Annotated in this window: 22 protein-coding genes and 1 pseudogene; 11 read left to right on the forward strand and 12 right to left on the reverse strand. The window is 69.3% G+C overall.

Going from position 1 to position 24,892, the window contains the following annotated elements; genetic code table 11:
• The 12 genes and pseudogenes from ACV4UX_RS08315 to ACV4UX_RS08370 form a co-directional block, all read right to left on the reverse strand.
• Positions 1 to 334: pseudogene (locus ACV4UX_RS08315) on the reverse strand (disulfide reductase); the annotation flags it as partial.
• Complete coding sequence (locus ACV4UX_RS08320; protein ID WP_491592845.1) at positions 331 to 1,218, reverse strand: CoB--CoM heterodisulfide reductase iron-sulfur subunit B family protein; 888 nt, start codon at positions 1,216 to 1,218, stop codon at positions 331 to 333. The gene ACV4UX_RS08320 and the pseudogene ACV4UX_RS08315, both read right to left, overlap by 4 nt.
• Positions 1,215 to 1,775: a 4Fe-4S dicluster domain-containing protein gene (locus ACV4UX_RS08325; RefSeq protein WP_491592846.1), complete on the reverse strand. Its 561-nt coding sequence runs from the start codon at positions 1,773 to 1,775 to the stop codon at positions 1,215 to 1,217. Before ACV4UX_RS08325 ends, ACV4UX_RS08320 begins: the two co-directional genes overlap by 4 nt.
• Before the next feature lie 275 nt (positions 1,776 to 2,050).
• A complete protein-coding gene (gltA, locus tag ACV4UX_RS08330) occupies positions 2,051 to 3,481 on the reverse strand; it encodes an NADPH-dependent glutamate synthase (protein WP_491592847.1) in 1,431 nt (476 codons plus the stop codon).
• Positions 3,459 to 4,313 carry a sulfide/dihydroorotate dehydrogenase-like FAD/NAD-binding protein gene (locus ACV4UX_RS08335; protein ID WP_491592848.1) on the reverse strand — a complete coding sequence of 285 codons (855 nt, stop codon included), beginning with the start codon at positions 4,311 to 4,313 and terminating at the stop codon, positions 3,459 to 3,461. Before ACV4UX_RS08335 ends, gltA begins: the two co-directional genes overlap by 23 nt.
• Positions 4,314 to 4,699: 386 nt before the next feature.
• Complete coding sequence (locus tag ACV4UX_RS08340) at positions 4,700 to 5,257, reverse strand: Fe-S-containing hydro-lyase (RefSeq protein WP_173087160.1); 558 nt, start codon at positions 5,255 to 5,257, stop codon at positions 4,700 to 4,702.
• A complete protein-coding gene (locus ACV4UX_RS08345) occupies positions 5,257 to 6,096 on the reverse strand; it encodes a fumarate hydratase (protein ID WP_491592849.1) in 840 nt (279 codons plus the stop codon). The genes ACV4UX_RS08340 and ACV4UX_RS08345 overlap by 1 nt, the downstream gene beginning before the upstream one ends.
• 179 nt (positions 6,097 to 6,275) lie before the next feature.
• On the reverse strand, positions 6,276 to 7,037 hold the full coding sequence (locus tag ACV4UX_RS08350) for a fumarate reductase iron-sulfur subunit (RefSeq protein WP_173087158.1): 762 nt from the start codon (positions 7,035 to 7,037) through the stop codon (positions 6,276 to 6,278).
• A gap of 18 nt (positions 7,038 to 7,055) precedes the next feature.
• The gene (locus tag ACV4UX_RS08355; RefSeq protein WP_491592850.1) at positions 7,056 to 8,915 is read right to left on the reverse strand and encodes a fumarate reductase flavoprotein subunit; all 1,860 of its coding nucleotides are present in this window, start codon (positions 8,913 to 8,915) and stop codon (positions 7,056 to 7,058) included.
• Positions 8,916 to 8,925: 10 nt separating this feature from the next.
• Positions 8,926 to 9,585 carry a succinate dehydrogenase/fumarate reductase transmembrane subunit gene (locus tag ACV4UX_RS08360; protein WP_491592851.1) on the reverse strand — a complete coding sequence of 220 codons (660 nt, stop codon included), beginning with the start codon at positions 9,583 to 9,585 and terminating at the stop codon, positions 8,926 to 8,928.
• A 765-nt stretch (positions 9,586 to 10,350) separates the two neighbouring features.
• Positions 10,351 to 11,703: a C4-dicarboxylate transporter DctA gene (gene dctA / locus ACV4UX_RS08365; protein ID WP_491592852.1), complete on the reverse strand. Its 1,353-nt coding sequence runs from the start codon at positions 11,701 to 11,703 to the stop codon at positions 10,351 to 10,353.
• A 722-nt stretch (positions 11,704 to 12,425) separates the two neighbouring features.
• Positions 12,426 to 15,791, reverse strand: a complete 3,366-nt coding sequence (locus ACV4UX_RS08370) for a PAS domain S-box protein (protein WP_491592853.1) — start codon at positions 15,789 to 15,791, stop codon at positions 12,426 to 12,428.
• A gap of 129 nt (positions 15,792 to 15,920) precedes the next feature.
• Here ACV4UX_RS08370 and ACV4UX_RS08375 point away from each other — a divergent pair, with 129 nt between their 5' ends.
• The 11 genes from ACV4UX_RS08375 to ACV4UX_RS08425 all read left to right on the forward strand — a co-directional run.
• Positions 15,921 to 18,248, forward strand: coding sequence for a mechanosensitive ion channel family protein (locus tag ACV4UX_RS08375; protein ID WP_491592854.1), 2,328 nt, complete (start codon positions 15,921 to 15,923; stop codon positions 18,246 to 18,248).
• 67 nt (positions 18,249 to 18,315) lie between these two features.
• Positions 18,316 to 18,897: an RNA polymerase sigma factor gene (locus tag ACV4UX_RS08380; protein WP_491592855.1), complete on the forward strand. Its 582-nt coding sequence runs from the start codon at positions 18,316 to 18,318 to the stop codon at positions 18,895 to 18,897.
• The gene (locus ACV4UX_RS08385; RefSeq protein WP_491592856.1) at positions 18,894 to 19,172 is read left to right on the forward strand and encodes a hypothetical protein; all 279 of its coding nucleotides are present in this window, start codon (positions 18,894 to 18,896) and stop codon (positions 19,170 to 19,172) included. The genes ACV4UX_RS08380 and ACV4UX_RS08385 overlap by 4 nt, the downstream gene beginning before the upstream one ends.
• A 2-nt stretch (positions 19,173 to 19,174) precedes the next feature.
• On the forward strand, positions 19,175 to 19,666 hold the full coding sequence (locus tag ACV4UX_RS08390) for a hypothetical protein (protein ID WP_491592857.1): 492 nt from the start codon (positions 19,175 to 19,177) through the stop codon (positions 19,664 to 19,666).
• A gap of 126 nt (positions 19,667 to 19,792) precedes the next feature.
• Positions 19,793 to 20,668 carry a hypothetical protein gene (locus ACV4UX_RS08395; RefSeq protein ID WP_491592858.1) on the forward strand — a complete coding sequence of 292 codons (876 nt, stop codon included), beginning with the start codon at positions 19,793 to 19,795 and terminating at the stop codon, positions 20,666 to 20,668.
• A gap of 108 nt (positions 20,669 to 20,776) precedes the next feature.
• On the forward strand, positions 20,777 to 21,631 hold the full coding sequence (locus ACV4UX_RS08400; RefSeq protein WP_491592859.1) for a hypothetical protein: 855 nt from the start codon (positions 20,777 to 20,779) through the stop codon (positions 21,629 to 21,631).
• 7 nt (positions 21,632 to 21,638) lie between these two features.
• Entirely contained in the window at positions 21,639 to 22,466 is an 828-nt protein-coding gene (locus ACV4UX_RS08405) for a hypothetical protein (protein WP_491592860.1), read from the forward strand.
• 118 nt (positions 22,467 to 22,584) lie between these two features.
• Entirely contained in the window at positions 22,585 to 23,337 is a 753-nt protein-coding gene (locus ACV4UX_RS08410; RefSeq protein ID WP_491592861.1) for a tail fiber protein, read from the forward strand.
• Positions 23,338 to 23,339: 2 nt separating this feature from the next.
• The gene (locus tag ACV4UX_RS08415; RefSeq protein ID WP_491592862.1) at positions 23,340 to 23,867 is read left to right on the forward strand and encodes a tail fiber assembly protein; all 528 of its coding nucleotides are present in this window, start codon (positions 23,340 to 23,342) and stop codon (positions 23,865 to 23,867) included.
• A gap of 3 nt (positions 23,868 to 23,870) precedes the next feature.
• Positions 23,871 to 24,206: a hypothetical protein gene (locus tag ACV4UX_RS08420; protein WP_491592863.1), complete on the forward strand. Its 336-nt coding sequence runs from the start codon at positions 23,871 to 23,873 to the stop codon at positions 24,204 to 24,206.
• Positions 24,203 to 24,892 (forward strand): hypothetical protein (locus ACV4UX_RS08425; protein ID WP_491592864.1); only part of this gene is annotated, 690 nt, incomplete at its 3' end. The genes ACV4UX_RS08420 and ACV4UX_RS08425, both read left to right, overlap by 4 nt.

Raw genomic sequence — 24,892 nt, forward strand, 5'->3', positions numbered from 1 at the left:
GGGTGTTGGCTTCCTTGTTCTTGCCGATCCAGGAGACGTGCTCGCGGATGTTGGCCATCTCGAACATGTAGGGATTCAGGCCCGCGCGGGCCACGGTGCGCATGAAGGTGGGGCCGTGCATGCGCGGCGTGCAGGAGGCCACCACCGCGCCGTCGAGCCCCTTCTCCTGGATGGCCTTGACGATGCCTTCCTGGCCCGGCTCCGAGCAGGCGTACATGGTGTCCGAAGCGAAGGCCACGTCGGGCATGGCCTTGGCGGCCTCGGCCACTTTCGCCACGTCCACGGTGCCCGCGATGTTGGACCCGCAATGGCAGACGAAGACTCCGATTTTCATGCGCGCACCCCCACGGCAGCGAGCGCGTCGCGCGGGCTCACGGCCAGCTTGTCCAGGCCCAGGGCCTTGGGCTCCAGCCCCAGGGCCAGGCCCAGGAGCTGGGTGTAGTAGAACACCGGGATGCGGTGTCCGGTCTTGTTGGCGGCGTTGATCTGGTCCTGCCGGAGGTCCAGGTTCATCTGGCACAGGGGGCAGGCGGTGACGAAGGCGTCGGCCCCGCAGGCGGCGGCCGCGTCCAGGAGCCTACCCGAGAGGCGCTCTACGATGTCCTGGCGGGCCACGCCGTAGGAGGCCCCGCAGCACTCCACCTTGAGGGGGAAGGGCACGGCGGTGGCCCCGATGGCCTCCATGAGGCGGTCCATGGCCACGGGGTGCTCGTGGTCGTCGAACGCCATCACCTCGGGCGGGCGGTTCATGATGCAGCCGTAGTAGGGCGCGAGCTTGAGCCCTTCCAGGCGCTTGAACACCCTGGGGTAGAGGGCGTCCGGCCCCACGTCCTCGAAGAGAACCTGGAGGACGCTCTTCACGGGGGGGATGTGGCGCAGGGGCTTGTCCAGGAGCTTGTTCACGCGGGCGGCGAAGTCCTTGTCGGCCATGCGCCTGGCGCTGGTCTTGAGGTTGGAGAGGCAGCTGGGGCAGGGGGTGATCACCCCCTGCGCGCCCTCCACCTGGGCGGCCTGGGCGAGGTTGCGGCCGGAGAGGGCGGCGGAGAGGTGGTGGTCCACGGTGTGGGCCGGGGAGGAGCCGCAGCAGTTCCAGTCGGGGATGTCCACCAGTTCGATGTCCAGGGCGGCGCACACGGCGCGGGTGGAGGTGTCGTATTCCACGGACGTGCCCTGGCCGGAGCAGCCGGGGTAGTAGGCGTAGCGGATCTTTCCGGTCATTTGCCGCACTCCTGCCGGTAGCGCTCGAAGATGGCCGCGATGGCTCCGGGGTTCTTCACCTTGTGGGGGACGGGGGAAAGCTTGCCCCTGGGGACCAGCTTGGGGGCCAGGTCCGCGCCGGTCCAGAAGCGGCCGGTCTTGAGGGCGTAGCGCACCATGAGGCCCATCTCGAAGGCGCGGCCGTTCTTCTCGACGGATTCGAGGAAGCTGTCCACGAAGGCCTTCACGGCGAACTCGGTGTCGTGGCCCTCGCGCCTGGCCATGTGGCGCAGGGTGTCCATGACGTGGGCCACGTCGATCTTGTTGGGGCAGCGCGTGGTGCACGACTGGCACGACGCGCACAGCCAGATGGAACGGCAGGTGAGCACCTGTTCCTTCTGCCCCGCCTGGACCAGACGCATGATCTGGCTCACCGGGATGTCGTAGGCGAAGGTGAAGGGGCATCCGGCCGTGCAGTTGCCGCACTGGTAGCAGCGCGCCAGGTCCTGCCCGGATTCCTTGCGGACGTGGGCCTTGAAGCCCTCGTCTTGGGACTCGCTCAGACGGATCACGTTCATGGATTGACCAGCCTTGGTTGGCGGATGGACGCACTGCCCGGTCCGGGACGGGGGGACCCGCTCGGCTCCCGGCCGCCTGGGCGGCGCGGGGGCTCCGGTGGGGCTTGGAAGCGCACCGCCTCGTTACGGGATCGGGAACGGCCCCTCGGAAGCGCCTGGCGCGGACCGAAGGTCCTGGGCTGCGGACCACCCGCGCCCAACACCGTCGCACTCGCCCGCTCGCATTGGAATCCGAGCCAGGCGGTCCGGAGAGGACGTTCCCGATCCCCTTGAGGCTACGCGAGCAGCCGCTTCGCGATTTCCTTGGCGGCGCGCCGCCCGGCGCCCATGGCCGAGATGACCGTGGCCGCGCCGGTGACGATGTCGCCGCCCGCGAAGACGTTGGGTATCGAGGTCTCGCCCGTCTCCTCGTCGACGGTGATGTATCCCCACTTGTTCAGGGCGAGTCCCGGGGTGGTCTGGGCCATGAGGGGGTTCGAGCCCGTGCCCACCGCGATGATCGCCATGTCGCAGGGGATGTCGCAGAATTCTCCCTCGCAGGCAATGGGGGAACAGCGGCCCGAATCGTCGGGCTCGCCCAGGCGCATCTTCTGCACGGTGATGGACTTGAGCCAGCCCTTCTCGTCGGCCTCGAAGGTGACAGGGGCGTTGAGGCACATGAGTTCGATGCCCTCCTCCTTGGCGTGGTGGAGTTCCTCCAGGCGGGCGGGCATTTCGTTCTCGGTGCGGCGGTAGACGATCATCACGCGTTCCGCGCCCAGGCGCTTGGCCGTGCGCGCGGCGTCCATGGCCACGTTGCCCGCGCCGAACACGGCCACGTTGCGGCCGGTGTAGGCGGGGGTGTCGTGGGTGGGGAAGTCGTAGGCGCGGCCCAGGTTCACGCGGGTGAGGTATTCGTTGGCCGAGAACACGCCGATGAAGTTCTCGCCCGGCACGCGCAGGAAGCGGGGCAGGCCCGCGCCCACGCCGATGAACACGGCGTTGAAGCCCTGCTCGAAGAGGTCGGGCACGGTGACGGTCTTGCCGCCCACCCAGTTGGTGTGGAACTCCACGCCCTGGGCGCGCATGGCGTCGATCTCCTTGCGCACGATGGCCTTGGGCAGGCGGAACTCGGGGATGCCGTAGACGAGCACGCCGCCCACCTCGTGCAGGGCCTCGAACACGTGCACCTTGACGCCCAGGGCCGAGAGGTAGCCCGCCACCGTGAGGCTGGCCGGGCCGGCCCCGATGCAGGCCACCTTGAGGCCCTCGCGCTCCATGGTGCAGGCGTGCGCGCCGGTGAGCTGCTCGCAGGCGTCGGAGGCCATGAAGGTGTCGGCCACGTAGCGCTCCAGGCGGCCGATGGCCACGGGCTCGCCCTTCTTGCCCAGGATGCAGGAGCCCTCGCACTGGGTCTCCTGGGGGCAGACGCGGCCGCACACGGCGGGCAGGGAGTTGGTGTCGCGGATGACCTTGTAGGAGCCCTCCAGGTCGCCCTCGGCCAGCTTCTTGATGAAGCCCGGGATGTTGATCTCCACGGGGCAGCCCTTCACGCAGAGGGGCTTCTTGCACTGGATGCAGCGCGCGGCCTCCTTAGCGGCCAGTTCGGCGGTGTAGCCCAGAGCCACCTCGGTGAAGTTCTTCACGCGGTCGGAGGCGGGCTGCTCCGGCATGGGCGTGCGGGGGGTCTTGGCCTTCTTGGAGCTATTTGGAGCAGTTGCAGACATGGCCACTCCTGAATTTCTCGTAGGAAATCTGTTCCATGGTCTTGAAGGCCGAGAGGCGGCTGGAGAGCTCCTTGAAGTCCACCAGTTGGCCGTCGAACTCGGGGCCGTCCACGCAGGCGAACTGGGTCTTGCCGCCCACGCTCACGCGGCAGGCGCCGCACATGCCGATGCCGTCCACCATGATGGAGTTGAGGCTCACCACGGTCTTCACGCCGAAGGGCTTGGTGGTGCGGGCCACGGCGGCCATCATGGGCACGGGGCCCACGGCCACCACCTCGGCCACGCTGGGGTCGGCCTTGAGGCGCTCCTCCAGGAGTTCCGTCACCAGGCCCTTGTGCCCGTACGAACCGTCGTCCGTGGACACGAGCACCTCGGGGCAGAACCGCTTGAGTTCGGCCTCGAACAGCAGGAGGTCCTTGTTGCGCGCGCCGATGATGGCGATCACGTGGTTGCCCACCGTGTGATGCCCCTTGGCGATGTGGTGCATGGCCGCGATGCCCGTGCCGCCGCCCACGCAGATCACCGGTCCGGCGTGTTTGTGGATGTCGGTGTCCTTGCCCAGGGGGCCGCACAGGTCGAGGATTTCGTCGCCTTCCTTGAGGGTTTCCAGGTGGGCGGTGGTCTTGCCCAGCACGAGGTAGACGATGGTGATGGTGCCGGCGTCCTTGTCGGTGTCCGCGATGGTGAGCGGGATGCGCTCGCCGTTTTCGCAGACGCGCAGGATCACGAAGTTTCCTGGCTTGGCCTTGGCCGCGATGTGAGGGGCGTCCAGCGTCAGCTCGCTGGTCTGCCCCGGGATGAGGCTGCGTTTCTTGAGGATCCTGCTTGGCATTGCACCCTCCGAGGGGGGGGTCTCAGGGTCTCCGGATCGCCGGGTCGGTTGGCCGGTCAATTCCTCCTGTTTTAGGCGGAATTAACGGCTCTCTCCACGCGCTTTCAGACGGCTCATCCCGTACGGGGGCTTTCGGCCCCGCGCTCCGGCTGCCTGCCATGACGGCCGTCAGGGTGGTTGGCGGCGCGGGGGGGCGTCCTCCCAAACGCTTCCCCCGCGCGCGCCGCGGAACGCTCAAACCCGGTCAGCCGTTCTCCGAAGACGTTATTGCCTGCCAGCCGGCCTCGGAGTCCATGGGCCCAAGCCTTCCCGGAACGGGGCGAGCGCTCGCCCGGTTGCGGGAAGACCGGTCCGCGCGCGGCGGACCGGCCCCCAGGGATCAAAACCTACCCGGCCAGAGCCTTCTCCAGGTCCGGGGTGGTGTAGAGTTCGCCGCCGTGGCAGTCGTTGATGACCAGCAGGGGGAACTTTTCCACGGTGAGTTCGCGGATGGCCTCGGGGCCGAGGTCTTCGTAGGCGATGACCTTGGCGGCCTTGATGGCCTGCGAGAGCAGGGCGCCCGCGCCGCCGGTGGCCCCGAAATAGGCCGACTTGGTGGCGTTCATGGCCTCGCGCACCTCGGGGGAGCGCCTGCCCTTGCCGATGGTGCCCTTGAGGCCCAGGCCGTGCAGGCGCGGGGCGTAGGTGTCCATGCGGTAGGAGGTGGTGGGCCCGGCCGAGCCGATGGGGCGTCCCGGAGGCGCGGGGCTGGGGCCCACGTAGTAGATGAGCGCGCCTTTGAGGTCGAAGGGCAGGGGGTCGCCCTTGTCCAGGGTGTCCGTCAGGCGTTTGTGGGCCGCGTCGCGGCCGGTGTAGATGGTGCCGGTGATGTACACCACGTCGCCGCTTCTGAGCTGCTCGATGTCGGCGTCGGTGAGCGGGGTGTTCAGGGTGTATTCGGCCATTAGAGCACCACCTCCTTGTGCCGCGCGGAGTGGCACTGGACGTTGACGGCCAGGGGCAGGCTGGCCAGGTGGCAGGGGGCCGTGGCGATCTTCACCGCCAGGCAGGTGGTCTTGCCGCCCAGGCCCATGGGGCCGATGTTGAGCTTGTTGATGGCCGCCAGGACTTCTTCCTCCAGCTTGGCCACTTCGGGATCGGGGTGGGTGTCGTCGATGTCGCGCAGGAGGGCCTTCTTGGAGTTGATGGCCGCCAGCTCGAAGTTGCCGCCGATGCCGATGCCCACCAGCACGGGGGGGCAGGGGTTGGGGCCGGCCTCGGCGACGCGCTTGATGATGAACTCGCGCAGGCCCTTCCATCCGGCTGCGGGGGGGAACATCATCACGCGGCTCATGTTCTCGGAGCCGCCGCCCTTGGCCATCATCCAGATCTTGAGCTTGTCGCCCGGGACGATGTCGAAGTGGATGATGGCGGGGCCGTTGTCGCCGGTGTTTTTGCGGGTGAAGGGGTCGCAGGAGGACTTGCGCAGGTAGCCCTCCTTGTAGCCCTTGACCATGCCGGCGTTGACGGCCTCGCGCAGGCCCATGCCCTCGACGCGCACGTCTTCGCCCATCTCCACGAAGAACACGGCGAGGCCGCAGTCCTGGCAGAGGGGGAGGCCGGTTTCTTTGGAAAGCTCGGCGTTCTCGATGAGCTGGCGGAAGATCTCCTTGGCCGCGGGGTTCTCCTCGGCGGCCTGCTGGGTCTTGAAGGCATGGAGCACGTCGGCTGGCAGCTCGCGGTTGGCCGCGATGCACATCTCGGCGACCTTGTCCACGATGGTCTGTGCAGGAATCGTTCGCATCGCATCTCCCTTTTCGGGGGGCCGGGGAGGGGGCTCTTGGCCTCCCTCCCCGTCCGGGGTTTAATCCCCTTCCGGAACGGGGGTGGTGTGTTCTCCCCCGCGTCCCCCTCGGTTCATGGCTTACGGGCGGGTTTCCCGTTGGCAGTGGTGAGACCCGCAGAAGCCGATTGACGCCAAGGTTAGAGCTTTACTTCCCGCTTCATGAAGCTGGGCAGCAGGTTGTTCACGGCGGCGAAGGCCATCTTCTGACGCAGCTTGCCCAGCACGTCCTGCAGGGGCAGGTACTTGGGGCAGACGTCCTGGCAGGCCAGCAGGCCCATGCAGCCGAAGATGCCTTCGTCGGTGCCGATGATGTCGAAGTATTCCTTCTCGGTGCGCTCGTCGCGGGGGTCCAGGATGAAGCGGGCCACGCGGTTCAATGCCGTGGCGCCCAGGAAGTCCTCACGCATGAGGGCCGTGCCGCAGGCGGCCACGCAGCAGCCGCACTCGATGCAGCGGTCGAGTTCGTAGATGGATTCGGCCACGGCGTTGTCCATGCGCTCCTCGGGGGCCGAGGGGTCGAAGACCTTCTTGGTGTGGCACCAGGACTCGATCTTCTTGTACATGGCGCGGAACCAGGTGCCGGTGTCCACGGAGAGGTCGCCCACCAGCTTGAAGACCGGCAGGGGCATGAGGGTGTTCTCCTCGGGCAGCTCCTTGGTCTTGGTGTGGCAGGCCAGGCCCGGGCGGCCGTTGACCACCATGGCGCACGCGCCGCAGATGCCCGCGCGGCAGCAGAAGTCGAACTGAAGCGAGGGGTCCTGCTCTTCGCGCAGGCGGTTGAGCACGATGAAGAGGGTCATGGACTCCGTTTCATCGATGGTGAAGCTCTGCATGTGCGGGACCGACTGGGGGTCCTGCGGGTTGTAACGGAAGATGTTGAACTTGAGCATTCTGGCCATTGTGTTCTCCTCGCTTCCTTAGGCCTTCGCGCCCTTGGGCGTGGCGACGGGGGGGGTGTCCATGGGAATGATCTTGCCGCCGCCGTAGCCGCGTTCGCCGGGCGGGATCTCGAAGACCGCGGTGGCGGGCTCGTAGGCCAGTGTGGGCAGATCGTCGGAGAGGTTGGCCCAGGTGGCCAGGGTGCGGTTGAGCCAGTCGCGGTCGTTGCGCTCGGGGAAGTCCTCGCGGGTGTGCGCGCCGCGCGATTCGGTGCGTTTGAGGGCGGCGTAGCACACGCACAGGGCCATCTTCACCTGGCCTTCGATCTTCAGGGCGGCGGAGAGCTCCTGGTTGGCGCCCAGGCCGCCCGAGCGCAGGCCCACCTTGCGGGCGCGCTGGAGGATGTCCGTGAGCTTGTCCACGCTTTCCTGGAGGTCCTTGCCGTTGCGGAAGATGCCCGCGCCCTTCATGATGGCGTCGAACATGGCGTTGCGCACGGCGTAGACGTTCTCGCGGCCGTTGGTTCCGTGGATGAGGGCCTTGATGCGGTCCTGCTGGCGGGAGAAGGCTTCGCGCATGCAGTCGGTCTTGAAGGCCGTGTCGGAGCCCTGGAGGAATTCCACCACCTTGCCGCCCACGTGCATGCCGGCCACGATGGTTTCGGCCAGGGAGTTGCCGCCCAGGCGGTTGAAGCCGTGCATGTCCCAGCAGCAGGCTTCGCCGGCGGAGAAGAGGCCCTTGAGGCCGTAGGCCGCGCCGTCGGAGTTGGTGCGCACGCCGCCCATGGAGTAGTGCTGGGTGGGGCGCACGGGGATGAGCTGGTGCACGGGGTCCACGCCCAGGAAGGATTCGCAGATCTCCTGCACTTCGCGCAGCTTGGTGGAGATGTGCTTCTCGCCCAGGTGGCGGATGTCCAGCCAGAGGTGGTCGCCGTAGGGGCTCTTGACGCCCAGGCCCTTGCGCATGTGCTCGGTCATGCGGCGGCTGACCACGTCGCGGGAGGCCAGTTCGGCCTTTTCGGGCTCGTAGTCGGGCATGAAGCGGTACTGGTTCACGTCGAGGAGCGTTCCGCCGTCGCCGCGGCAGCCCTCGGTGACCAGGATGTCCGTGGGCACGATGCCCGTGGGGTGGAACTGCACGGCCTCGGGGTTGCCGATGACGGCCTTGCCGGTGTCCAGGGCGATGATGTGGCCGCCGCCGTCGCAGATCACGGCGTTGGTGGACTCGCGGTAGATGCGTCCGTAGCCGCCGGTGGCGATCAGGGTGGCGCGGGCCAGGTAGGCGGAGAGCTCGCCGGTCTTGAGGCAGCGGACGATGGCGCCCATGCAGGTGTCGCCGTCGTGGATCAGGGCGATGGCCTCGGCCTTGTCGTGGACTTCGACGCCCATCTGGGCGGCGCGGTTGTCCAGGGTGTAGAGCACGGCGTGGCCGGTGCCGTCCGAGGTGTAGCAGGTGCGCCACTTGGCGGTGCCGCCGAAGCTGCGCGAGTGGATGAGGCCCTCGTTCTCGGGCTTCTCGAAGGCGGTGAAGGGCTTGCCGCCCTTGTAGTAGGTCTGCTCGCCGGGGACCACGCGGTTCCAGGGCACGCCCCAGAAGGCCATCTGGCGCATGGCGATGGGGGCGGTGTCGGCGAAGATGCGTGCGCATTCCTGGTCGGCGCCCCAGTCGGAGCCTTTCACGGTGTCGGCGAAGTGCACGTCGGGGGAGTCGCCCTCGCCCATGGCGGAGTTGCCCAGCGCCGCCTGCATGCCGCCCTGGGCGGCCGAGGAGTGGGAGCGCCTGGCGGGCACCAGGGAGAGGCAGATGACGGAGAAGCCGTTGTCGGCGGCCTCGATGGCCACGCGCTCGCCGGCGAGGCCGGCTCCGATGCACAACAGGTCGGTTTGGAAGATTTGCATGGCGTAGTCCTTATTTGATGGCGAGGAACCAGAAACGCAGCAGGGTGATGACGCCGATGGAGATCATGACGGCCGTGAGGAGGTTCTCCTTCTTCTTGAAGCCGAAGCGGCCCTTGGAGTCGATGATGCCCCACTTCATCATGATGCGGTAGAAGCCGATGCCCACATGCAGCTCCACCATGGGGAGCAGGAGCAGGTAGAAGAGCATCCACCAGCCGTTCTGGACGCGCGCCGCCGACTTCTGCGCCGTGATGGGCAGGTCGGTGAGGACCACCCACATGTGGATGGCGCCCATGATCAGGATGATCATGGCCGTCACGGCCTGCACCACCCACAGCCACGTGTCGGAGTGGCGCATGCGCTTGGCGTTGGCCAGCATGACGCCCTGCTCCTTGGAGGTGAAGGGGATCTTGCGGGCCGCCAGCACAAAGTGGCTCAGGAACACCAGGAAGATGACGGGGCCGCCCACCTGGGCCATGCCCGTGGATTCGAAGAAATGGCCGATGGCGTTCATGACGCCGGGGCCGATGATCACGCTGGAAACCAGGAACAGGTGCGCCCACATGAACAGGACCAGGCACGCGCCGGAGAGCATCTGGAGCCAGTCCAGATAGGCCGAGCACTTGCAGCTGACCACGGGCTTGTGGGTGGCGATGGACGGGATCGACATTTACATCCTCCAATCTTGGTTGTGCGTACCGAAGGGGCATTCGCCGCCGGGACGCCCGGCGTGCGGCACACCCCCGTTCCGGGAGGACGCGCCCCGGAGGGAGCGTCCGCCAACGCGCCGGAGCGGGGCGGTATGGAGAGCGCCTTGCCCGGAGGCGGGACGCGCGCGGCGTCCTCCCTGGCGGGGCGCACGCGCCCCGTGCAGGCCGGGGCGCGCGCTTGGCGCGGGGATGGGAACCGGACCCCGGGCGGACGCTTCCTCATCGCGGGCTTGGCCGGGCGTTGCTTCCGGCAGCCCCGGGGAGCGGGGTGCGTCCGCGGCCTGGGCCGCGAGGCGGACAGGGCCGGACACGCCAGGGGCCGCGCGCCGTGCGGCGCAGCGGGGCTTCTGGGGGTGTCCGGTCCATCCTGCCATGTGTGTCTACCGTTGTCCTTCCTGCCGTCCTGGAGGGAGCGGCGAGGTTTTCTAGCATGAAAGAGAACGCCCGCAATCAGGCAATTTGCATGCCAGGGGGCTGGTTTTCGCAGACAATTGCAAGAGATACCATGATTCCGGGTTGTTAAGCAATATCCTCCGGCAGGTCGGCAGGGTGTGCGGAGGGTGTGCTGGTGTGGCGATGTGTGGCGGTGTGGCGTGGTGTGCGCCACACTTGTGTGGCGAACGCCCCATGTTCCGGGCGCGCTCGCAGGGACGGTGTCTGCCGTCAGGCAAAAGGCCCGCCCCTTGCGGGGCGGGCCTGGCAGCCGGTTGCGCCGTGCGAGGCCGCTACTTCTTGGCGGCTTCGGCGTTGTGGGCGGCGATGAGGGCGTCCTCGGGGTCGTCCGCCAGATCGTCGGTGACGTGTCCGTCGAGCACGCGGTGGAGCTTGTTCATGTCCAGCGCGCCCTCCCACTTGGCCACCACCAGGGTGGCCACGCCGTTGCCGATCAGGTTGGTGATGGCGCGGGCTTCGCTCATGAAGCGGTCAACGCCCAGGAGCAGGGTGAGCGAGGCGATGGGGATGGTGCCCGTGGACTGCAGCGTGGCCGCCAGGGTGATGAAGCCGCCGCCGGTGACGGCGGCCGCGCCCTTGGAGGTGAGCAGCAGCACGAAGAGGATGTAGAGCTGGTCGTTGAAGGTCATGGGCGTCTGCGTGGCCTGGGCCAGGAAGATGGAGGCCATGGTCAGGTAGATGCAGGTGCCGTCCAGGTTGAAGGAGTAGCCCATGGGCAGGGTGAGGCCCACCACGGACTGGTCCGCGCCGGCGTTCTCCATCTTGGCCATCATGCGGGGCAGGGCGGCCTCGGAGGAGGAGGTGCCCAGCACCAGGAAGATCTCCTCGGAGATGTACTTGAGATACTTCCACAGGGAGAAGCCGGCCATCTTGCAGACGGCCCAGAGCACCACGAAGATGAAGAGGATGCAGGTGACGTACACGTCGATCATCAGGCGTCCCAGGGCGACGAGTGCGTCGTGCCCCTGGGTGGCCACCACCGTGGCGATGGCGCCGAACGCGCCCAGGGGCGCGAAGTACATGATGTAGTGCACCACCTTGAACATGCCCTTGGAGAACTCGTCGATGAACTGCACGACGGTCTTCGCCTTGTCCCCCAGGGCCGAAAGGCCGATGCCGAAGAGGATGGAGAAGAAGAGCACCTGGAGGATTTCGCCCTTGGCGAAGGCGTCCACCACGGAGCTGGGGATGATGTTCAGCAGGAAGTCCACCGTGCTGGTGACCTTGGCGGTCTGGCCGGCGTAGTCCTGGACTTTCTTGAGGTCTTTGGCGCTGTTCTGCATCTGTTGCGCGTAGGCGTCGAGGCCGATGCCGGGCTCGGTGTAGTTCACCACGGCCAGGCCGATGGAGAGGGCGAAGAGGGTCATGAGCCAGAAATAGGCCATGGCCTTGATGCCCACGCGGCCCACCTTGCCCATGTCGCCGATCTTGGCGATGCCCGTGACCACGGTGCAGAAGATGATGGGGGCGATGATCATCTTGACCATCTTGATGAAGGCCTTGCCCCACGGCTCCATCTTGGCGGCGAAGGGCTTGGTCTCGGGGATGAGGCCGATGACGATGCCCACGGCGATGCCGAACAGAACCCAGAAATACAGCGTCTTGTAAATCGGTTTGCCTGCCATTGCTCCTCTCCTGGATCGCTTGCTGAACACGTTGAAAGCTTTTTCCGACACGACGCCCTGGTCGGGCGGGGTTGGTGTCCGGTGCTACGACGCTACGCCTTGATGCCTCCTTGCGAAGGGGCGCGGCCGGGAGGAAGCCGCGACTCTTCAGACTGATTTCGCTGCGCTCCGGGCGGGTCCGGGAGGGACCGGCGGCCGGGCATGGCCGAAGCCTTGGCCGGAGGCGGATGGCAGGGCCGCTCTCCGGTGTCTCACTGGTGTTGACGCATGGATCGATGGCTTCGAGGGCTGCGGCGCGGGCCGCCTGAAGCCTTTGACGAGACATCCCTCCTCGCTTGCGGAACGCGCCCCAGGGGCGCGCGCCGTGGTTGACGCCCATGTGGCCTCGCGCTTCGCGTAAAAAGCGGCGCGCAGGCCAGTGTCCGAGCGGGAGCCGTCGCGGCCGGGGCTGGCTTCCGGCGACGCAGGGGAGGGATGCGGGGGACGGCTGGTTTCCCGTTGCTTGCAGTCAGTGTTAGACGTTCTCGTCAAAAATCTCAACAGGAAAAAAAGGAGCCCGTCATTCCGGGCGTTTCCGGGCGCGGCCGGAAGGGACCGGTCAGGCCGGACAGGGACAGCTGGGCCGGGAGGACCGGCCGACGTGGAAAGAGAGGAGACGGCCCTGCCGGGGCGCTCCGGGCCGTGCGGAGAGCGCCGGGCGTCGCGACGGGGTCGGCCTGGCCTCAGGCGATGCCGTGCTTTTCCATGTTGCGGTAGAGGGTGCGCCGGTCGATGCCCAGAAGCCGCGCCGCCTTTGCGCGGTTGCCCGCCGTGCGGGCCAGGGCGTCCAGGATGTCCTCGCGGCCGAGGGCGTGGCGGGTGAACACCGTGCGTCCGTTGCCGTGCGGGGCCGGGGCGTGGGCCGGGGGCGTGGCGGTGTCCTGGCCTTCCCGGTGGGGATCGGGCCGGGCGCGGGCGTCGGCGCGGTAGCGCGCTGCGTGGTAGCCTTCGGCCCCGGGGCGCGTCCCGTTGCCAGGCGCGGGGGGCAGCTGGCCCCGCACCAGCTCCTGGGGCAGGTGCTCGGGCAGGATGTCGCCGCCGGGGCTGAGGATGCAGGCGTGCTCCAGGGTGTAGCGCAGCTCGCGCACGTTGCCGGGCCAGTGGTAGGTCATGAACAGGCGCATCACCTCGTCCCCCACCCGGGCGATGTGCTTGCCGAAGCTGGCCCGGAACAGGCCCAGGAAGTGTTCGCAGAGCAGGGGGATGTCCTCGGTGCGCTCGCGCAGGGGGGGCAGGTGGATCACCATCACCTTGAGGCGGTAGAAGAGGTCTTCCCGGAAGAGGCCCAGGCGGATCTTCTCCTGGAGGTCCACGTTGGTGGCGGCCAGAACGCGCACGTTGGCCTTGCGGGTGCGCGAGTCGCCCACGCGCTCGTACTCCTTGCGTTCCAGCACGCGCAGCAGGTTCAGCTGGATGCGCGGGGAGATGTCCCCGATCTCGTCCAGGAAGATGGTGCCGTCCTCGGCGGCCTCGAAGCGGCCCACCTTGTCGCGGATGGCCCCGGTGAAGGCCCCGCGCACGTGGCCGAAGAGCTCGCTCTCCAGGAGCGATTCCGAGAGCGCCGAGCAGTTCACCTTGACGAGCGGCCCCTTGGCCCGGGGGCCTCCGTAGTGCAGGGCCTCGGCCACCAGCTCCTTGCCCGTGCCGGACTCCCCGGTGACGAGCACTGTGGACTCCACCTCGGAGAGCTGGTCCAGCACGGCGTAAATGGAGCGCATCACCTTGGACTTGCCGATGAGGCCCCGGTGTCCGTGCAGGTCGGTGAGGCGCTTTTCCAGGTCGGCCAGGCGGGTGATGTCGCGGATGACGAGCACCGCGCCCACGAAGTTGTTCTCCGGGTCCAGAAGCGGCGAGGAGTTGATGACCACGGTCTGGCCCGGGCGGTGGCCCTTGCACTCCACGCGGTACTCGATGACGGCCTCGCGGGTCTTGAGGGTGGTGGAGAGCACCTCGAAGCAGGCGCGGCGGCAGTGGCCGCCCACCAGGTGGAGGTGTTTGCCGTGGGTGGTCTCGCCGCCGATGCAGCACAGCTCCGAGAGGGCGCGGTTGGTCTGGAGCACGTTCATCTCGGTGTCCACCACGATGAGGGCGTCGGGAATGGAGCGGAACACGGCCTCCAGATTCAGGCGCAGGCGCTCCTTCTCGTCCATGGCGCGCTTGAGGGCGCGCTCGGAGAGGATGGACTCGGTGATGTCGCGGCCCACGGACTGGTATTCCAGAAGTCTGCCCTGCTGGTCGAAGAGAGCGTGGTCGTTTCGCGCCAGCCAGCGCTCCTCGGCGCCGGGCAGAGCCATGCGGCACTGGATGGAGCCCACCGGCGCGGCCTGGGTGAGGGCGCGCAGGTGGCGCTCCTGGCGCTCGCGCTCCTCGGGGGGCCAGAAGGCCATGAACTGCGAGCCCAGAAGCTCCTCCTTGGACTTGCCGAAGGAGCGGGCCATGGCCTCGTTGGCGAAGGTGACGGCCCCGTCGGGGCGGAAACGGCAGACGAGTTCGGTCTGGTCCTCCACGATGGCGCGGTAGCGGGCCTCGCTGGATTCCAGGGCTTCCTTGATGAGCCGCCGGGCGGTGACGTCGGTGAGGTAGCCCACGATCTCGGCGGGGCGTCCCAGGTCGTCCAGGACGAGGCGGAACTGGTCGCGGATCCAGCGGGTGAGGCCCTGGGCGTTGGTGAAGCGGTATTCGCGCGTGCCCTGTCCCAGGGCCAGCTGGAGGCGCAGTTCGGCCTCGGTGGCGGGGGCGTCCTGGGGGTTGATACGCGAGAGCCAGAAGCCGTGCTCCTCCAGGAAGCGCCCGGGGGGGAAGCCGGTGAGATCCTCGATGTTGTCGGAGATGTAGGTGAGCTCCAGCTCCCCGGCGGGCTTGCGCGAGTAGATCACGGCCGGGGCGCTGGTGAGCAGGGCCTTCAGGCGGGCCTGGGTGCGGGCCAGGGTCTCCTCGGCCTGCTTGCGCTCGGTGATGTCCTGGACCATGGGCAGGTAGTAGATGGGCCTGCCCCCGGCGTCGCGCACGAGGCCCGCCGAGAGGTGCACCCAGACCACCTTTCCGGACTTGTGGATGTAGCGCTTGTCCAGCTCGTAGGAGTCGATCTCGCCGCTTTTGAGCCTGGCCGAGCGCTGCTGGGCGGCCTCAACATCGTCGGGGTGGGAGAACATGATGATGGGCTTTCCCAGGAGTTCCTCCTCGGTATAGCCCGTGATGCGGCAGAAGGCCTCGTTGGCGCGCAGGAACACCCAGTCCAGGGAGAGCATGGCCGCGCCGAGGGGCGACTGGTCGAAGGTGCGGCGGAACTTCTCCTCGGAGGCGCGCAGCTCCAGGCCCATGGAGCGCACGGCCTCCTCGGCCAGCTTGCGCCGGGTGATGTCGATGTTCAGGCCTTCGATGTAGAGGAGGTTGCCCGCCTCGTCGCGCACCTGGCGCGCGCTGGTGTTGATCCAGCGCAAGCCGCCGTCGCGGCGCTTGAAGCGCGTCTCGAAGCCGGTGATGCGGCCCTGGGCCTCCAGTTCGGCCATGAGGTGGTCGCGGTCGGCGGGGTCCACGTAGAGCTGGGCGCGCAGGTCGGTGAGCTGGGCGATCACCTGCTCGGGGGTGTCGTAGCCCAGGATCTCGCAGAGGGCCGGGTTCACGGCGATGAAACGGCCGTCGGGCGTGGACTGGAAGACGCCCTCCACGGCGTTCTTGAAGAACGACTGGTACTTGCGCTCCAGGAGCTTGAGGGGCGTCAGGTCCGTGAAGGTGAGGATGGAAAGCCGGGTGTCCGGCGTCACCAGGGGCTGGGCCGCGATGAGCACCGGCAGGCGCGCGCCGCCCGCGCCCTGGAGGGTGCGCTCCTGGGGGGGCAGGGGCTTGTCCAGGTCCAGGGGCCTGTCCTGGGCGGGCTCGCAGAGGCATTCCAGGCCCAGGCAGTGGCGGCCCACGATCTCGCTCTCGGCGCGTCCCAGAAGCTCCAGGGCCTTGGGGTTGGCGTGGATGATCACGTGGTTTGCGGCGTCCACCACCAGGATGCCCGCGTCGATGGCTTCCAGGAGGTCGAGGCTGTCGATGTGCGACATGGGGTGCTCCGGGCGGTCTGGTTACGACGCCCCGGCCCCGCGCGCAAGAGCCTTTGACAATCCGCCCCGGTCTGGTTCACGGTTCCGCAAGGCCCCGTACGGGGCCGAGAAAGCCCCAGGAGCAACGCCATGCGCCACATTCTCCCGTGCGCCCTCGCGCTCATTCTCGCCCTCGGGGCGTCCCAGGCCGTCGCCCAGCCCGGCACCAGGGCCTGGGTCGAGGTGCTCGAAGGCATCGACCGCGACCTGGACCGCCGCGCCGGGGAGATAGACGCCGTGCGCCTGGAGCTGCCCTCCCTGCTCTCCCAGGCCGGACAGGACCTGGCCGCCCTGGACAACCGCCTCACCCAGACCGTGATCCTCGAAGGCGTGGTGGGCGACACCCCCTGGACCTACCGCGCGCTGCTGTCCCAGTTCAAGAGCGTGCTCATGGCCGTGGAGGAGGATTCGCGCGGCCTGCGCCTGGCCAAGGAACACCTGAACAAGATCAAGGACGAGAACGCCACCCTGCGCGAGGCCAGGCGCAAGGGCCACAAAGGCGGCGACAGCGACGCCGCCCTGTCCGCCCTGGAGGAGCCCGGCAGGCGCATGGAGTCCATCAAGTCCGACGCCGACGCCCTGAAGGAGCAGGTGGACCGCGCCCTGGAACGCTTCGAGTCCGTGCGGGAGCGCGCCGAGACCGCGCGCGCCGCCCTGCGCGAGGACTACATCCGCGTTTTCAAGGAACACTTCTTCGAGTCCGTGCGTCCTCCCCTGGACGCCTACGGCCTGATCCTGCTGGCCAACGCGGCCGAGGAGTGGCGGGACGACTATCCCCGCTTCGTGCGCCCCGTGCGCGCGGGCGGGCGCTGGGACGCCCTTGTCTGGGCCACGCTGCCCCTGTGGGCGCTCTTTCTGGGCGCGGGATGGCTCGTGGCCCGCTGGGCGCGCGTGGCGGAGGAGGCCCGCGTGCGCCTGGGCTGGCCGCTCATGGCCCTGGGGCTGGCCCTGGCCGTGACCACCAGGATCGTGCCTTTCACGGCCAACCACGGGGTCTACCTGGGCGTGACCACCCTGGTGGCCTGCGGCGCGGCGGCGCTCACGCGCCACCGGCTGGAGCGGGGCGTTCTGGCCTTCTGGCTGGCGGTTTTCTGCGCCGGGGCGACGCTCCAGGCTCTGGCCCTGCCGGGCGAGGTGGTGGGGCCTGCGTGGTTCGTGCTGGCCGGTCTCGGGGCGTGGGCGCGCTGGCGGCGGGGCGCGCATTGTGCGGCGTGGTGCCTGGGGGCGCTCGCGCTCGTCGCCCTGGGCGGCATGGGGCCCCTGGCGGTGGTGGCGGCCCAGGCGTGGTTCATGGCGCGCCTGGCCCAGGCCAGCGCCCTCTCGGTGAAGGCCCTGCTGGACGAACAGCCCGGGAGCTGGGTGCATTTCGTCACCCCCCTGGCCATGACCCTCACGGTCCTGGCCTGCCTGGCCTGGATCCTCCTGTTCATGGGCGGCCCGGGGTTCGTGGACCATGTGTTCGCCATGGAGGTGGAGCTGGGCAAGGCCCGGCTCAGCCTGGACGCGGCGGCGTCCATGGTGCTCCTGTTTTTCGGGGTTCGCCTGGCCCTGGCCTGGCTCGCGACCTTCCTGGAGCGCGCCTCCTTCGCGGGCAAGCCCATGGACCAGGCCCTGTCCCACACCCTGGGCATCCTGGCCTCCTACGTCTGCTGGACCGCCTACCTGCTGGCCTGCCTCCACGTGCTGGGCCTACCGCTCTCGGGGCTCACGTGGATCGCCTCGGGCCTGTCGGTGGGCGTGGGCTTCGGGCTCAAGGACATCATCAACAACTTCGTCTCGGGGCTGATCATCCTCTTCGGCGGGTCCATCAAGAAGGGCGACATCGTGCAGACCGGCAAGCTACTGGGCGAGGTCACGGCCGTGAGCGTGCGCAACACCACCGTGCGCACCATGGACAACTCCATGGTGATCATCCCCAACTCCAGCTTCCTCAAAGGCGAGATCATCAACTGGAGCTACCAGGACAAGCGCATCCGCCTGACCATCCCCGTGAGCGTGGCCCCGGGCACCAAGATCAAGAAGGTGCGCAAGATCCTCGTGTCCGAGGCGGCCCAGCACGAGAAGGCCCTCAAGGAGCCCGCGCCCTCGGTGTTCCTGCGCCAGTTCGGGCGCTACGGCCTGGATTTCGAGCTCTACGTCTGGATCGAGGACTTCCGCGACAAGTTCCGCGTGGAATCCGACCTGGCCACGGCCATCGACCGCGCCCTCCAGGAGAACAAGATCACCGTGGCCTTCCAGGGCATCAAGGTGAAGTACAAGCCCCGGGGCAGCGAGGAGGCCCAGCAGGAGGCCGCCCGCGAGGCCCTGCGCGAGAAGCGCCGCAAGGTGTTCGCCCTGGTGCGCCCCCTGCGACGCGTGCACATGCGCGCGCGCTGGGGCGTGAGCGCCCCCTCCCGTCAGGGGGGCGAGGAATCCTGAGGGGCGTGTAACCGACCCGCCCCAGCCCGCGACTACCCCTGCGGAGGCTCAAGTGGGGAAAGTCCACATGGGGGATGCGCAGGCCGTGCGGCGCGTCCTTGACGGCGACACGGAGGCGTTCGAGGTGCTGGTGCGCGCGCATCAGGAGCATCTGTTCCGCCTGTTGTCGCGCCATCTGCCCCGCTCCGAGGTGGCCGAGGCGGCCCAGGAGGCCCTCCTGGACGCCTACCAGAACCTGGCCAAGCTGCGCGAGCCGGACCGCTTCCGTTCCTGGCTCTCGGCCATCGCCATGCGGCGCGCCGCCGACTTCTGGCGTGAGCACGCCAGGCGCTCGGAAAAGGGCGTGGACTTCTCCGATCCGGAGCAGTCGACCTGGATCGAGGAGCTCATGGCCGAGGACTCGGCCCAGCGCTTCGAGGAACTGGCCGGACGCCGCGAGGCCGTGAAGCTTGTGGAGACCCTTCTGGACGGGCTCGGCCCCGAGGACCGCATCGCGGTGGAGCTCTTCTACGCCGAGGAATACGGCGTGGGCGAGATCGCCGAGATGCTGGGCTGGGGCGAATCGAAAGTGAAGGTGCGGCTGCACCGCGCCAGAAAGAAGATGGCCCGGCAGTGCGAGACGCTGCTGGGACGGGGAGTGAGGCCATGAACGAACGGATGGAACGCGTGGTCGGACATGTGGTGCGATCCAGGCAGGCCGTTGACGTGCCGCCGGGATTCGCCGGACGCGTGATGGCCCACGTGCGCGAGCGCGCCGAGGCGGCCCTGGACGGCTGGTTCGTGCGCCGCGTGGCCCTGCCCTTCATGGCGGGCGGCGGCGCGGCCTCGGCGGGGCTGGGCCTGGCCTGGCTGTGGCTGTGGCAGGCCGGATACGCCGGGGAGCTGACGCTGCTCATCTCGGGCGCAACCTGGGCGGGCTTCTAGCGATGGCGGTCCTCAACAAGAAAACGCTCATTCTGGCGGGCGCGGGCATCTTCCTGGCCGGAGCCCTGGCCGGGGGCGTGGGCGCGGGCTTCGTGATCAAGTACCGCTTCTCCCCGTCGCTGCGCATGGAGAAGATGGGGCCGGGCGGCTTCTTCATGGAACGCCTGGACAGCGCCCTCAAGCTTTCCCCCGTCCAGCGCGAGGCCATCGCCCCCGTGGTGGAGGACGTGCTTGCCAAGGCCCGCCAGGTGCGCGAACCCTGCCTGCGCGCCGAGGAGGAAATCTTCGAGGATGGCGCGACCCGCATCCGCGCCCACCTTGACCAGGAGCAGAACGAGCGCTTCACCGGCTTCCTGGAAAAGGCCCGCAAGTTCCGCAAGCGCGTCTTCGGCCCCGGCCCCGGTCCGGAGTTCGGGCCTCCGCCTCCGCCCCCCGGCTTCCCGGGCGATCCGCCCCCGCCCGGACCTCCCGGAGGACCGCCCCCCAAAGGTTGACCCCCCGGGCCGCCCGGCCTCGCATCGCCCGTCCCGCCCCAGGCAGGACGGGCGATTCGGTTTGACGCGGGGCGCGAATTTGTTCACCATGCCTGCCAACGAAACCCTCAGCGCGCAGGCTCCCCCATGTCCACCTTCCCCGTCTTTTCCGCGGTATTCCAGGCCATGGCCGTGTTCGGCCTGCATCTCGGCAAGCTCGTGAAATGGGCCATGGTCCCCCTGGCGCTCACGGCGGCGGCGGCCGCCCTGGCGGTGGGGGCGGCGGTGCTGGGCAAGCAGCTCGTGGCGGAGGGCTCACGGGCGTGGTGGCTGGGCGTCGTGCCCGCAGCGCTCTTCGTGGGCTGGGCCTGGGCCCCTTACGGCGTGCGCGTGAACCAGCTGGCCGTGTGGGGCAGCGTGGAGCCGGGGGGCTACATGGCCCAGATGGTCTCCGGGCGCGTCAAGTCCTTCCTGGGCTACATGGTTCTGGTGGCGTTCATCCAGGTGGCGGGCCTGGGCCTGTCGGCCGCGCCCTTTCTGGTGGCCATGTCCCGGGGCGACGGGGCGGCCCTGGCGGGAGGGGCCGTGAGCGCGCTCCTGGCCCTGTCGTTTCTGGTGCTCACATCGCCGCTCAACCTGGTCTGCACGGCGGCCTCGGTGACGGCGAGGCCGTCGCTGGGCCAGGTCTTCCACCTGGCCTCGGGCGCACGGTGGAGGATCTTCTGGCTCATGTTCCTTCCGGCGGCCCTCTTCGCGGTGCTGGGGGAGACGCTCACCCAGATCTCCAACGCCTTCGGGGCCGACAAGACCGTGCTGGGCTTCGTGGTGTTCATGCCCGCCCAGGTGCTGCTCACGTTCTTCAGTTCGGTCACGTCCACGGCCGCGCCGGGCGTGGCCTGGCGCATGCTTTCGGGCCTGCCGGACCCGCGCGGCGCGGTCTCTTCCGGCCCCGAACCCGGCCCCGAACCCGGCCCCGGTCCGGAGAGCCCCGCCGCCCCAGGCCATGAACAGGACCGGCCCTGACGCCCGGGGACGCCCCCCAGCGTTCCCGGCCCCCGGACAACACCCCGCGCCCCTGCCCGACGGTCCGCCCGTCTGGGGCCGGGCGCACGTTTTTCCAAGGAGTAGCCGATGATGCGGGAGAGCGACGAGGCTCCCTGGCGGTTTTCGCCCCTGCGCGTGGTGGGGGAGTCCCTGGCCTTCACGGCGGTCCATCTCCGGGAGATCGCCGGGTGGGCCCTGGCTCCCCTGGTGTTCGGCCTGGGTTTCCACCTCTACGCCGAGGTGCGCTCCGGCGGCGAAGCCTCCGCCCCGGCCTTCGGGCCGCTCATGCTCCTGGCGCTTCTGCTCCTGTGGATCAGGGTGCCCCTGGAAACGCGTCTCTACCGTCTGGGGCTCCTGGGCGAGCGCCCTGGCGCGCCCTACGCCCAGGAGCTGCTCACGGGGCGCTCCCTGCGCTATCTCTGGGCCTACGTGCGCATGACCTTCCTCTTCGCGGGCTGCGTGATGGCCGTCACCACCATCCTGGGCACGGGCATGGGCCTTCTGGAGAAGGACGCCGTCCAGCCCGGGCAGGCCATGCCCCTGGCCCTCGCGGCCGCCGTGCTGGGGGCCATGGGGCTTGTCTACGCATGGCTGGCCCCCCGGCTGCTGCTGCTTTTCCCGGACGTTGCCCTGGGCGGTCCGGGCAGGCTCTTTCCGGCGGAGGGCATCCCCCTGGTTGCCCGGCGGGCTCGCTGGCGCATCCTGGCCGTGGCCGCCCTGGTCTGGACCCCGGAGCTGTGCCTGAACGCGCTCACCCACGCGGGCCTGGGAGGCGAGAGCTGGCAGGCCTTCTCGGGCAGCGTGTGGTATGTGGCGGGCAGCTTTTTTCTGGGCCTGGCCACGCTGGTGGTCTCCTGCGTAGCCGGATCCAGGATGTACGGCCTGCTTGTTCCCGGCGGCCCCAGGCCCGAGCCCGAACCTCAAGAACCCGACGAGGACTGAGCGCGCCGTGGGCTCCCGCTTCCCCGAGGGCCTGGAGCCCGGGCGCGGGCTGCCAGCGGGCCGCGTGCTGGGCGAGGCCCTGGCCCTGGCGTCCGGTCATAGTTGGACCCTGCTGGCCTGGAGCGCGCCCCTGCCCGCCGTGGGGCTTCTGCTCATGGGGCTGGGGGTGCTCGCCGGGGCCTCGGGGGCCTGGGCCGTGGCCCTCACGCTCTCCATCTGGTCCGTCACGGGGGGGCTGCTGGCGGGGTTCTGCGTGCGGGTGCACCGCCTGATGCTCCTGCCGCCTGACCGCGAGGGCCTTCCTGCCCCGGCCGGGCGCGTGCGGAGCTGCCTGTGGGCCATGGTCCTTCTGGCCCTGGCCTCGGTCCCGGCGTGGGTCGCCGGGCAGGTGCTGGCCAGGGCCATGGGCCAGGCCCTGGACCTGGCCCTGGACCTGGCGCCGGGGCTGGCTCCGGCCCGGTCCGGCCCAGTGGCCTCCCTGGAGGCAGCCGTTTCGCTGTTGCTGCCGTTCTTCGCCGTGCAGGCGCTCATGGCCCGGCGCGTGCTTCTCTATCTGCCCGGGGTGTCCCTGGGTCGGCGCGCGCCGTGGTCCCTGGCCACGGCCATGGGCCGGGGTCACGGCATGGCCCTGGCGCGCCTGGGCCTCTGCGCCGGGGGCTTCACCGTGGGCGTGAGCCTCTTTGCGGGCTGGCTGGTGGGCCTGGCCTTCCCGCACGGCCCCCAGGGGCTGCTCGAACTCCTGACCCTCCTGGTGGGCCTGCCCGCCCAGGCCGTGTTCGTGGCCTGCCTCCAGGCCGCCTGCTACCGCCGCCTCACCCTGGACCCCGAGGCCTGATCCGCCCGTCATCGAGTCTTCGCGCACTTTTTTTCCGCTTTTTACCCACATAGCGCTATGTGGGTATTTTTTTCTCCGCGCCTGGGGATAATCCCATCGACCCTGGCAAGGAGAGACGATGGCCTTCACGCGATCAACCATCATCGACGCGTCCCCCTCGGGGGATTCCGTCAAACAGGCAGTCCTGGACCTGGACGCCGACCTCACGGGGGCCTTCGCGGGCCTCAATCAGATCCAGGCCTCCACGGCCCTCAAGATCAGCCAATCGGAATACGACCAGCCCAGCGGCGTGCCGCGCCTGGACGCCGCCGGGCGCATCAAGGCCGCCCAGCTCCCGGACGCAGGGGCCGACCTGCCCGTGGGCATGATCGCCGCCTTCGGCATGGAGTCCCTGCCCGAAGACGCCAACTGGCTCGAGTGCGACGGCGCGCAGCTGCCCCTGGCCGACTACGCCGCGCTCCACGACGCCATCGGCGACGCCTTCGGCCTGGCGGACCCCGGGTTCTTCCGCCTGCCCGACCTGCGCGGCCGCTTCCTGCGCGGCTTCGACAACGGAGCGGGGCACGACCCCGACGTGGCCCGGCGCTCGGGCGGCGACGCCGTGGGCTCCACCCAGAACAGCGCCACCCTGGACCACGCCCATCCGCTCTACGGCGCCACGGCCACGGGGGCCAGCGGGGGCGGCAATCAGATCAACTTCACCAACGTCTACGCCGGAAACACCCAGTACACCGCAGGCCTGCTCAGCGCCGCCGAGGGCGGCATGTTCTACCCTGCAGGCCTGGGCTCCGGCTGGCACGTGAACCAGATCTCGCCCTGGGAGACCCGTCCTTTCAACGTGGCCGTGCTCTGGGCCATCAAGTGGAGATGACCATGATCCTCTACCGATACGACGAAACGGGCCTCTACACCGGCCCCGTGTCCCCGGCCCTGTCCCCGGCGCGTCCCTTCGTGAACGGACGCCCCAACCATCTGCGCCCCGCGCGGGCCACCGAGATCGCGCCCCCCGAGGCCTCTCCGGGACAGGCCGCCGTGTTCGACGGCCAGGCCTGGTCCCTGGTGGAGGACCGCAGGGGCCTACCGGTCTACGACACCACCACCCGCGCCCTGAGCCTCTGGACCCGTCTGGGACCGCTCCCCGAAGGCCTCACGGACCAGGCCCCGCCCTCGGACTGCCACGTCTGGGACGGCCAGGCCTGGACCATGGACCTGGCTCTGCGCCTGGCCCGGGTGCGCCGCGAGCGGGACCAGATGCTCGCCGCCTGCGACTGGACACAGCTGCCCGACGTGCCCCTTGGCCCCGAAACACGCGCCGCCTGGACCGCCTACCGCCAGGCCCTGCGCGACCATCCCCAGGGCTGGAGCGCGGACAAGCCCTGGCCCCAGCCCCCCCAGGAGTGAACCATGGCCTACCGTTACGACTTGAAGATCGACCAGGGCGCGACCCTGGCCCTGGACATCGAATGCCAGGACGACGCCGGCCGGCCCATGGACCTCACGGGCTACACCGTCCAGGCCCAGATCCGTCACCGCCACGACGACCCCGAACCCGCCGCCGTGTTCGCGGCCGTTCTCGACGATCCGGCCGATGGCGTGGTGGGCCTGATCCTGGACGCCCACCAGAGCGGAGGGCTCACGAAATCCTACGGAGTCTGGGACTGCGAGGTCACCGCCCCGGACGGCAGCGTGCAGCGCCTCGTGGAGGGCAAGGTGAGCGTCTCTCCGCAGGTGACGCGATGAGCGCCCAGGTGCGGCGCATGGTGCTGCGGCGCGGCGCGACCCCGGTGGCCAGAGTGGCCGTCTCCACCCCGGAAGGGCCTGGCCAGCACGGGCAGTTCAGCGCCCTGGAGCGCTGCCGGACCCACGCCGCCAACGCCCAGGCCTCCCGCGAGGCGGCCCAGTCCTCCCAGGTTCAGGCCCAGGCGGCGTCCGCGAACGCCCAGGCGCTCCTGGAGCAGTCCCTGTCCGTAGCGGGCGGGGTTCGCGTGAGCCCCGCGGACGCGGCCCCCAAGGTGCTCTCCCTGGCCCTGGCGGCGCAGGCCCCCCTGGCAGCCGCCGTAATGGACCCTGGCGGGTCGGAGCGCCTGGAGCTCTCCCTGGCCGCCATGACCGGGGCCACGGCCGGGGAGGCCGGGACCGCCGGGGCCGTGCCCGCCCCCCAGGCCGGGGACCAGGGCCGCTTCCTGGGCGGCGACGGCCTCTGGCACGCCCTGGACAGGGCAAGCCTCGGCCTCTCCCGCGTGGAGGACGCCTGGACGCCCCTTCCCGGTCCCGTGGCCGTGCTCTCGGCCTCCCTTGCGGCCCTGCCCGGTGACTGCCTTGTCCTGGCGGCCCCCGGGCGGGCCATCCGGCCCCAGGTCCCGGCCGGGGCCGTCGGCCACGTGCTCGATGCCGCCTACGACCAGACCCTGGACCGCACCGTGGTC

The organism is Fundidesulfovibrio sp., assembly GCF_058402725.1.

Excerpts from the sequence above, each read along its gene's own strand:
- ACV4UX_RS08400 (WP_491592859.1), top strand. The coding sequence starts at position 20,777 with ATGATGCGGGAGAGCGACGAGGCTCCCTGGCGGTTTTCGCCCCTGCGC.
- ACV4UX_RS08340 (WP_173087160.1), bottom strand. The coding sequence starts at position 5,257 with ATGGCCGAATACACCCTGAACACCCCGCTCACCGACGCCGACATCGAG.
- gltA (WP_491592847.1), bottom strand. The coding sequence starts at position 3,481 with ATGTCTGCAACTGCTCCAAATAGCTCCAAGAAGGCCAAGACCCCCCGC.
- ACV4UX_RS08335 (WP_491592848.1), bottom strand. The coding sequence starts at position 4,313 with ATGCCAAGCAGGATCCTCAAGAAACGCAGCCTCATCCCGGGGCAGACC.
- ACV4UX_RS08350 (WP_173087158.1), bottom strand. The coding sequence starts at position 7,037 with ATGGCCAGAATGCTCAAGTTCAACATCTTCCGTTACAACCCGCAGGAC.
- ACV4UX_RS08375 (WP_491592854.1), top strand. The coding sequence starts at position 15,921 with ATGCGCCACATTCTCCCGTGCGCCCTCGCGCTCATTCTCGCCCTCGGG.
- dctA (WP_491592852.1), bottom strand. The coding sequence starts at position 11,703 with ATGGCAGGCAAACCGATTTACAAGACGCTGTATTTCTGGGTTCTGTTC.
- ACV4UX_RS08345 (WP_491592849.1), bottom strand. The coding sequence starts at position 6,096 with ATGCGAACGATTCCTGCACAGACCATCGTGGACAAGGTCGCCGAGATG.
- ACV4UX_RS08380 (WP_491592855.1), top strand. The coding sequence starts at position 18,316 with ATGGGGGATGCGCAGGCCGTGCGGCGCGTCCTTGACGGCGACACGGAG.
- ACV4UX_RS08420 (WP_491592863.1), top strand. The coding sequence starts at position 23,871 with ATGGCCTACCGTTACGACTTGAAGATCGACCAGGGCGCGACCCTGGCC.
- ACV4UX_RS08325 (WP_491592846.1), bottom strand. The coding sequence starts at position 1,775 with ATGAACGTGATCCGTCTGAGCGAGTCCCAAGACGAGGGCTTCAAGGCC.
- ACV4UX_RS08390 (WP_491592857.1), top strand. The coding sequence starts at position 19,175 with ATGGCGGTCCTCAACAAGAAAACGCTCATTCTGGCGGGCGCGGGCATC.
- ACV4UX_RS08415 (WP_491592862.1), top strand. The coding sequence starts at position 23,340 with ATGATCCTCTACCGATACGACGAAACGGGCCTCTACACCGGCCCCGTG.
- ACV4UX_RS08370 (WP_491592853.1), bottom strand. The coding sequence starts at position 15,791 with ATGTCGCACATCGACAGCCTCGACCTCCTGGAAGCCATCGACGCGGGC.
- ACV4UX_RS08320 (WP_491592845.1), bottom strand. The coding sequence starts at position 1,218 with ATGACCGGAAAGATCCGCTACGCCTACTACCCCGGCTGCTCCGGCCAG.
- ACV4UX_RS08410 (WP_491592861.1), top strand. The coding sequence starts at position 22,585 with ATGGCCTTCACGCGATCAACCATCATCGACGCGTCCCCCTCGGGGGAT.
- ACV4UX_RS08385 (WP_491592856.1), top strand. The coding sequence starts at position 18,894 with ATGAACGAACGGATGGAACGCGTGGTCGGACATGTGGTGCGATCCAGG.
- ACV4UX_RS08360 (WP_491592851.1), bottom strand. The coding sequence starts at position 9,585 with ATGTCGATCCCGTCCATCGCCACCCACAAGCCCGTGGTCAGCTGCAAG.
- ACV4UX_RS08395 (WP_491592858.1), top strand. The coding sequence starts at position 19,793 with ATGTCCACCTTCCCCGTCTTTTCCGCGGTATTCCAGGCCATGGCCGTG.
- ACV4UX_RS08355 (WP_491592850.1), bottom strand. The coding sequence starts at position 8,915 with ATGCAAATCTTCCAAACCGACCTGTTGTGCATCGGAGCCGGCCTCGCC.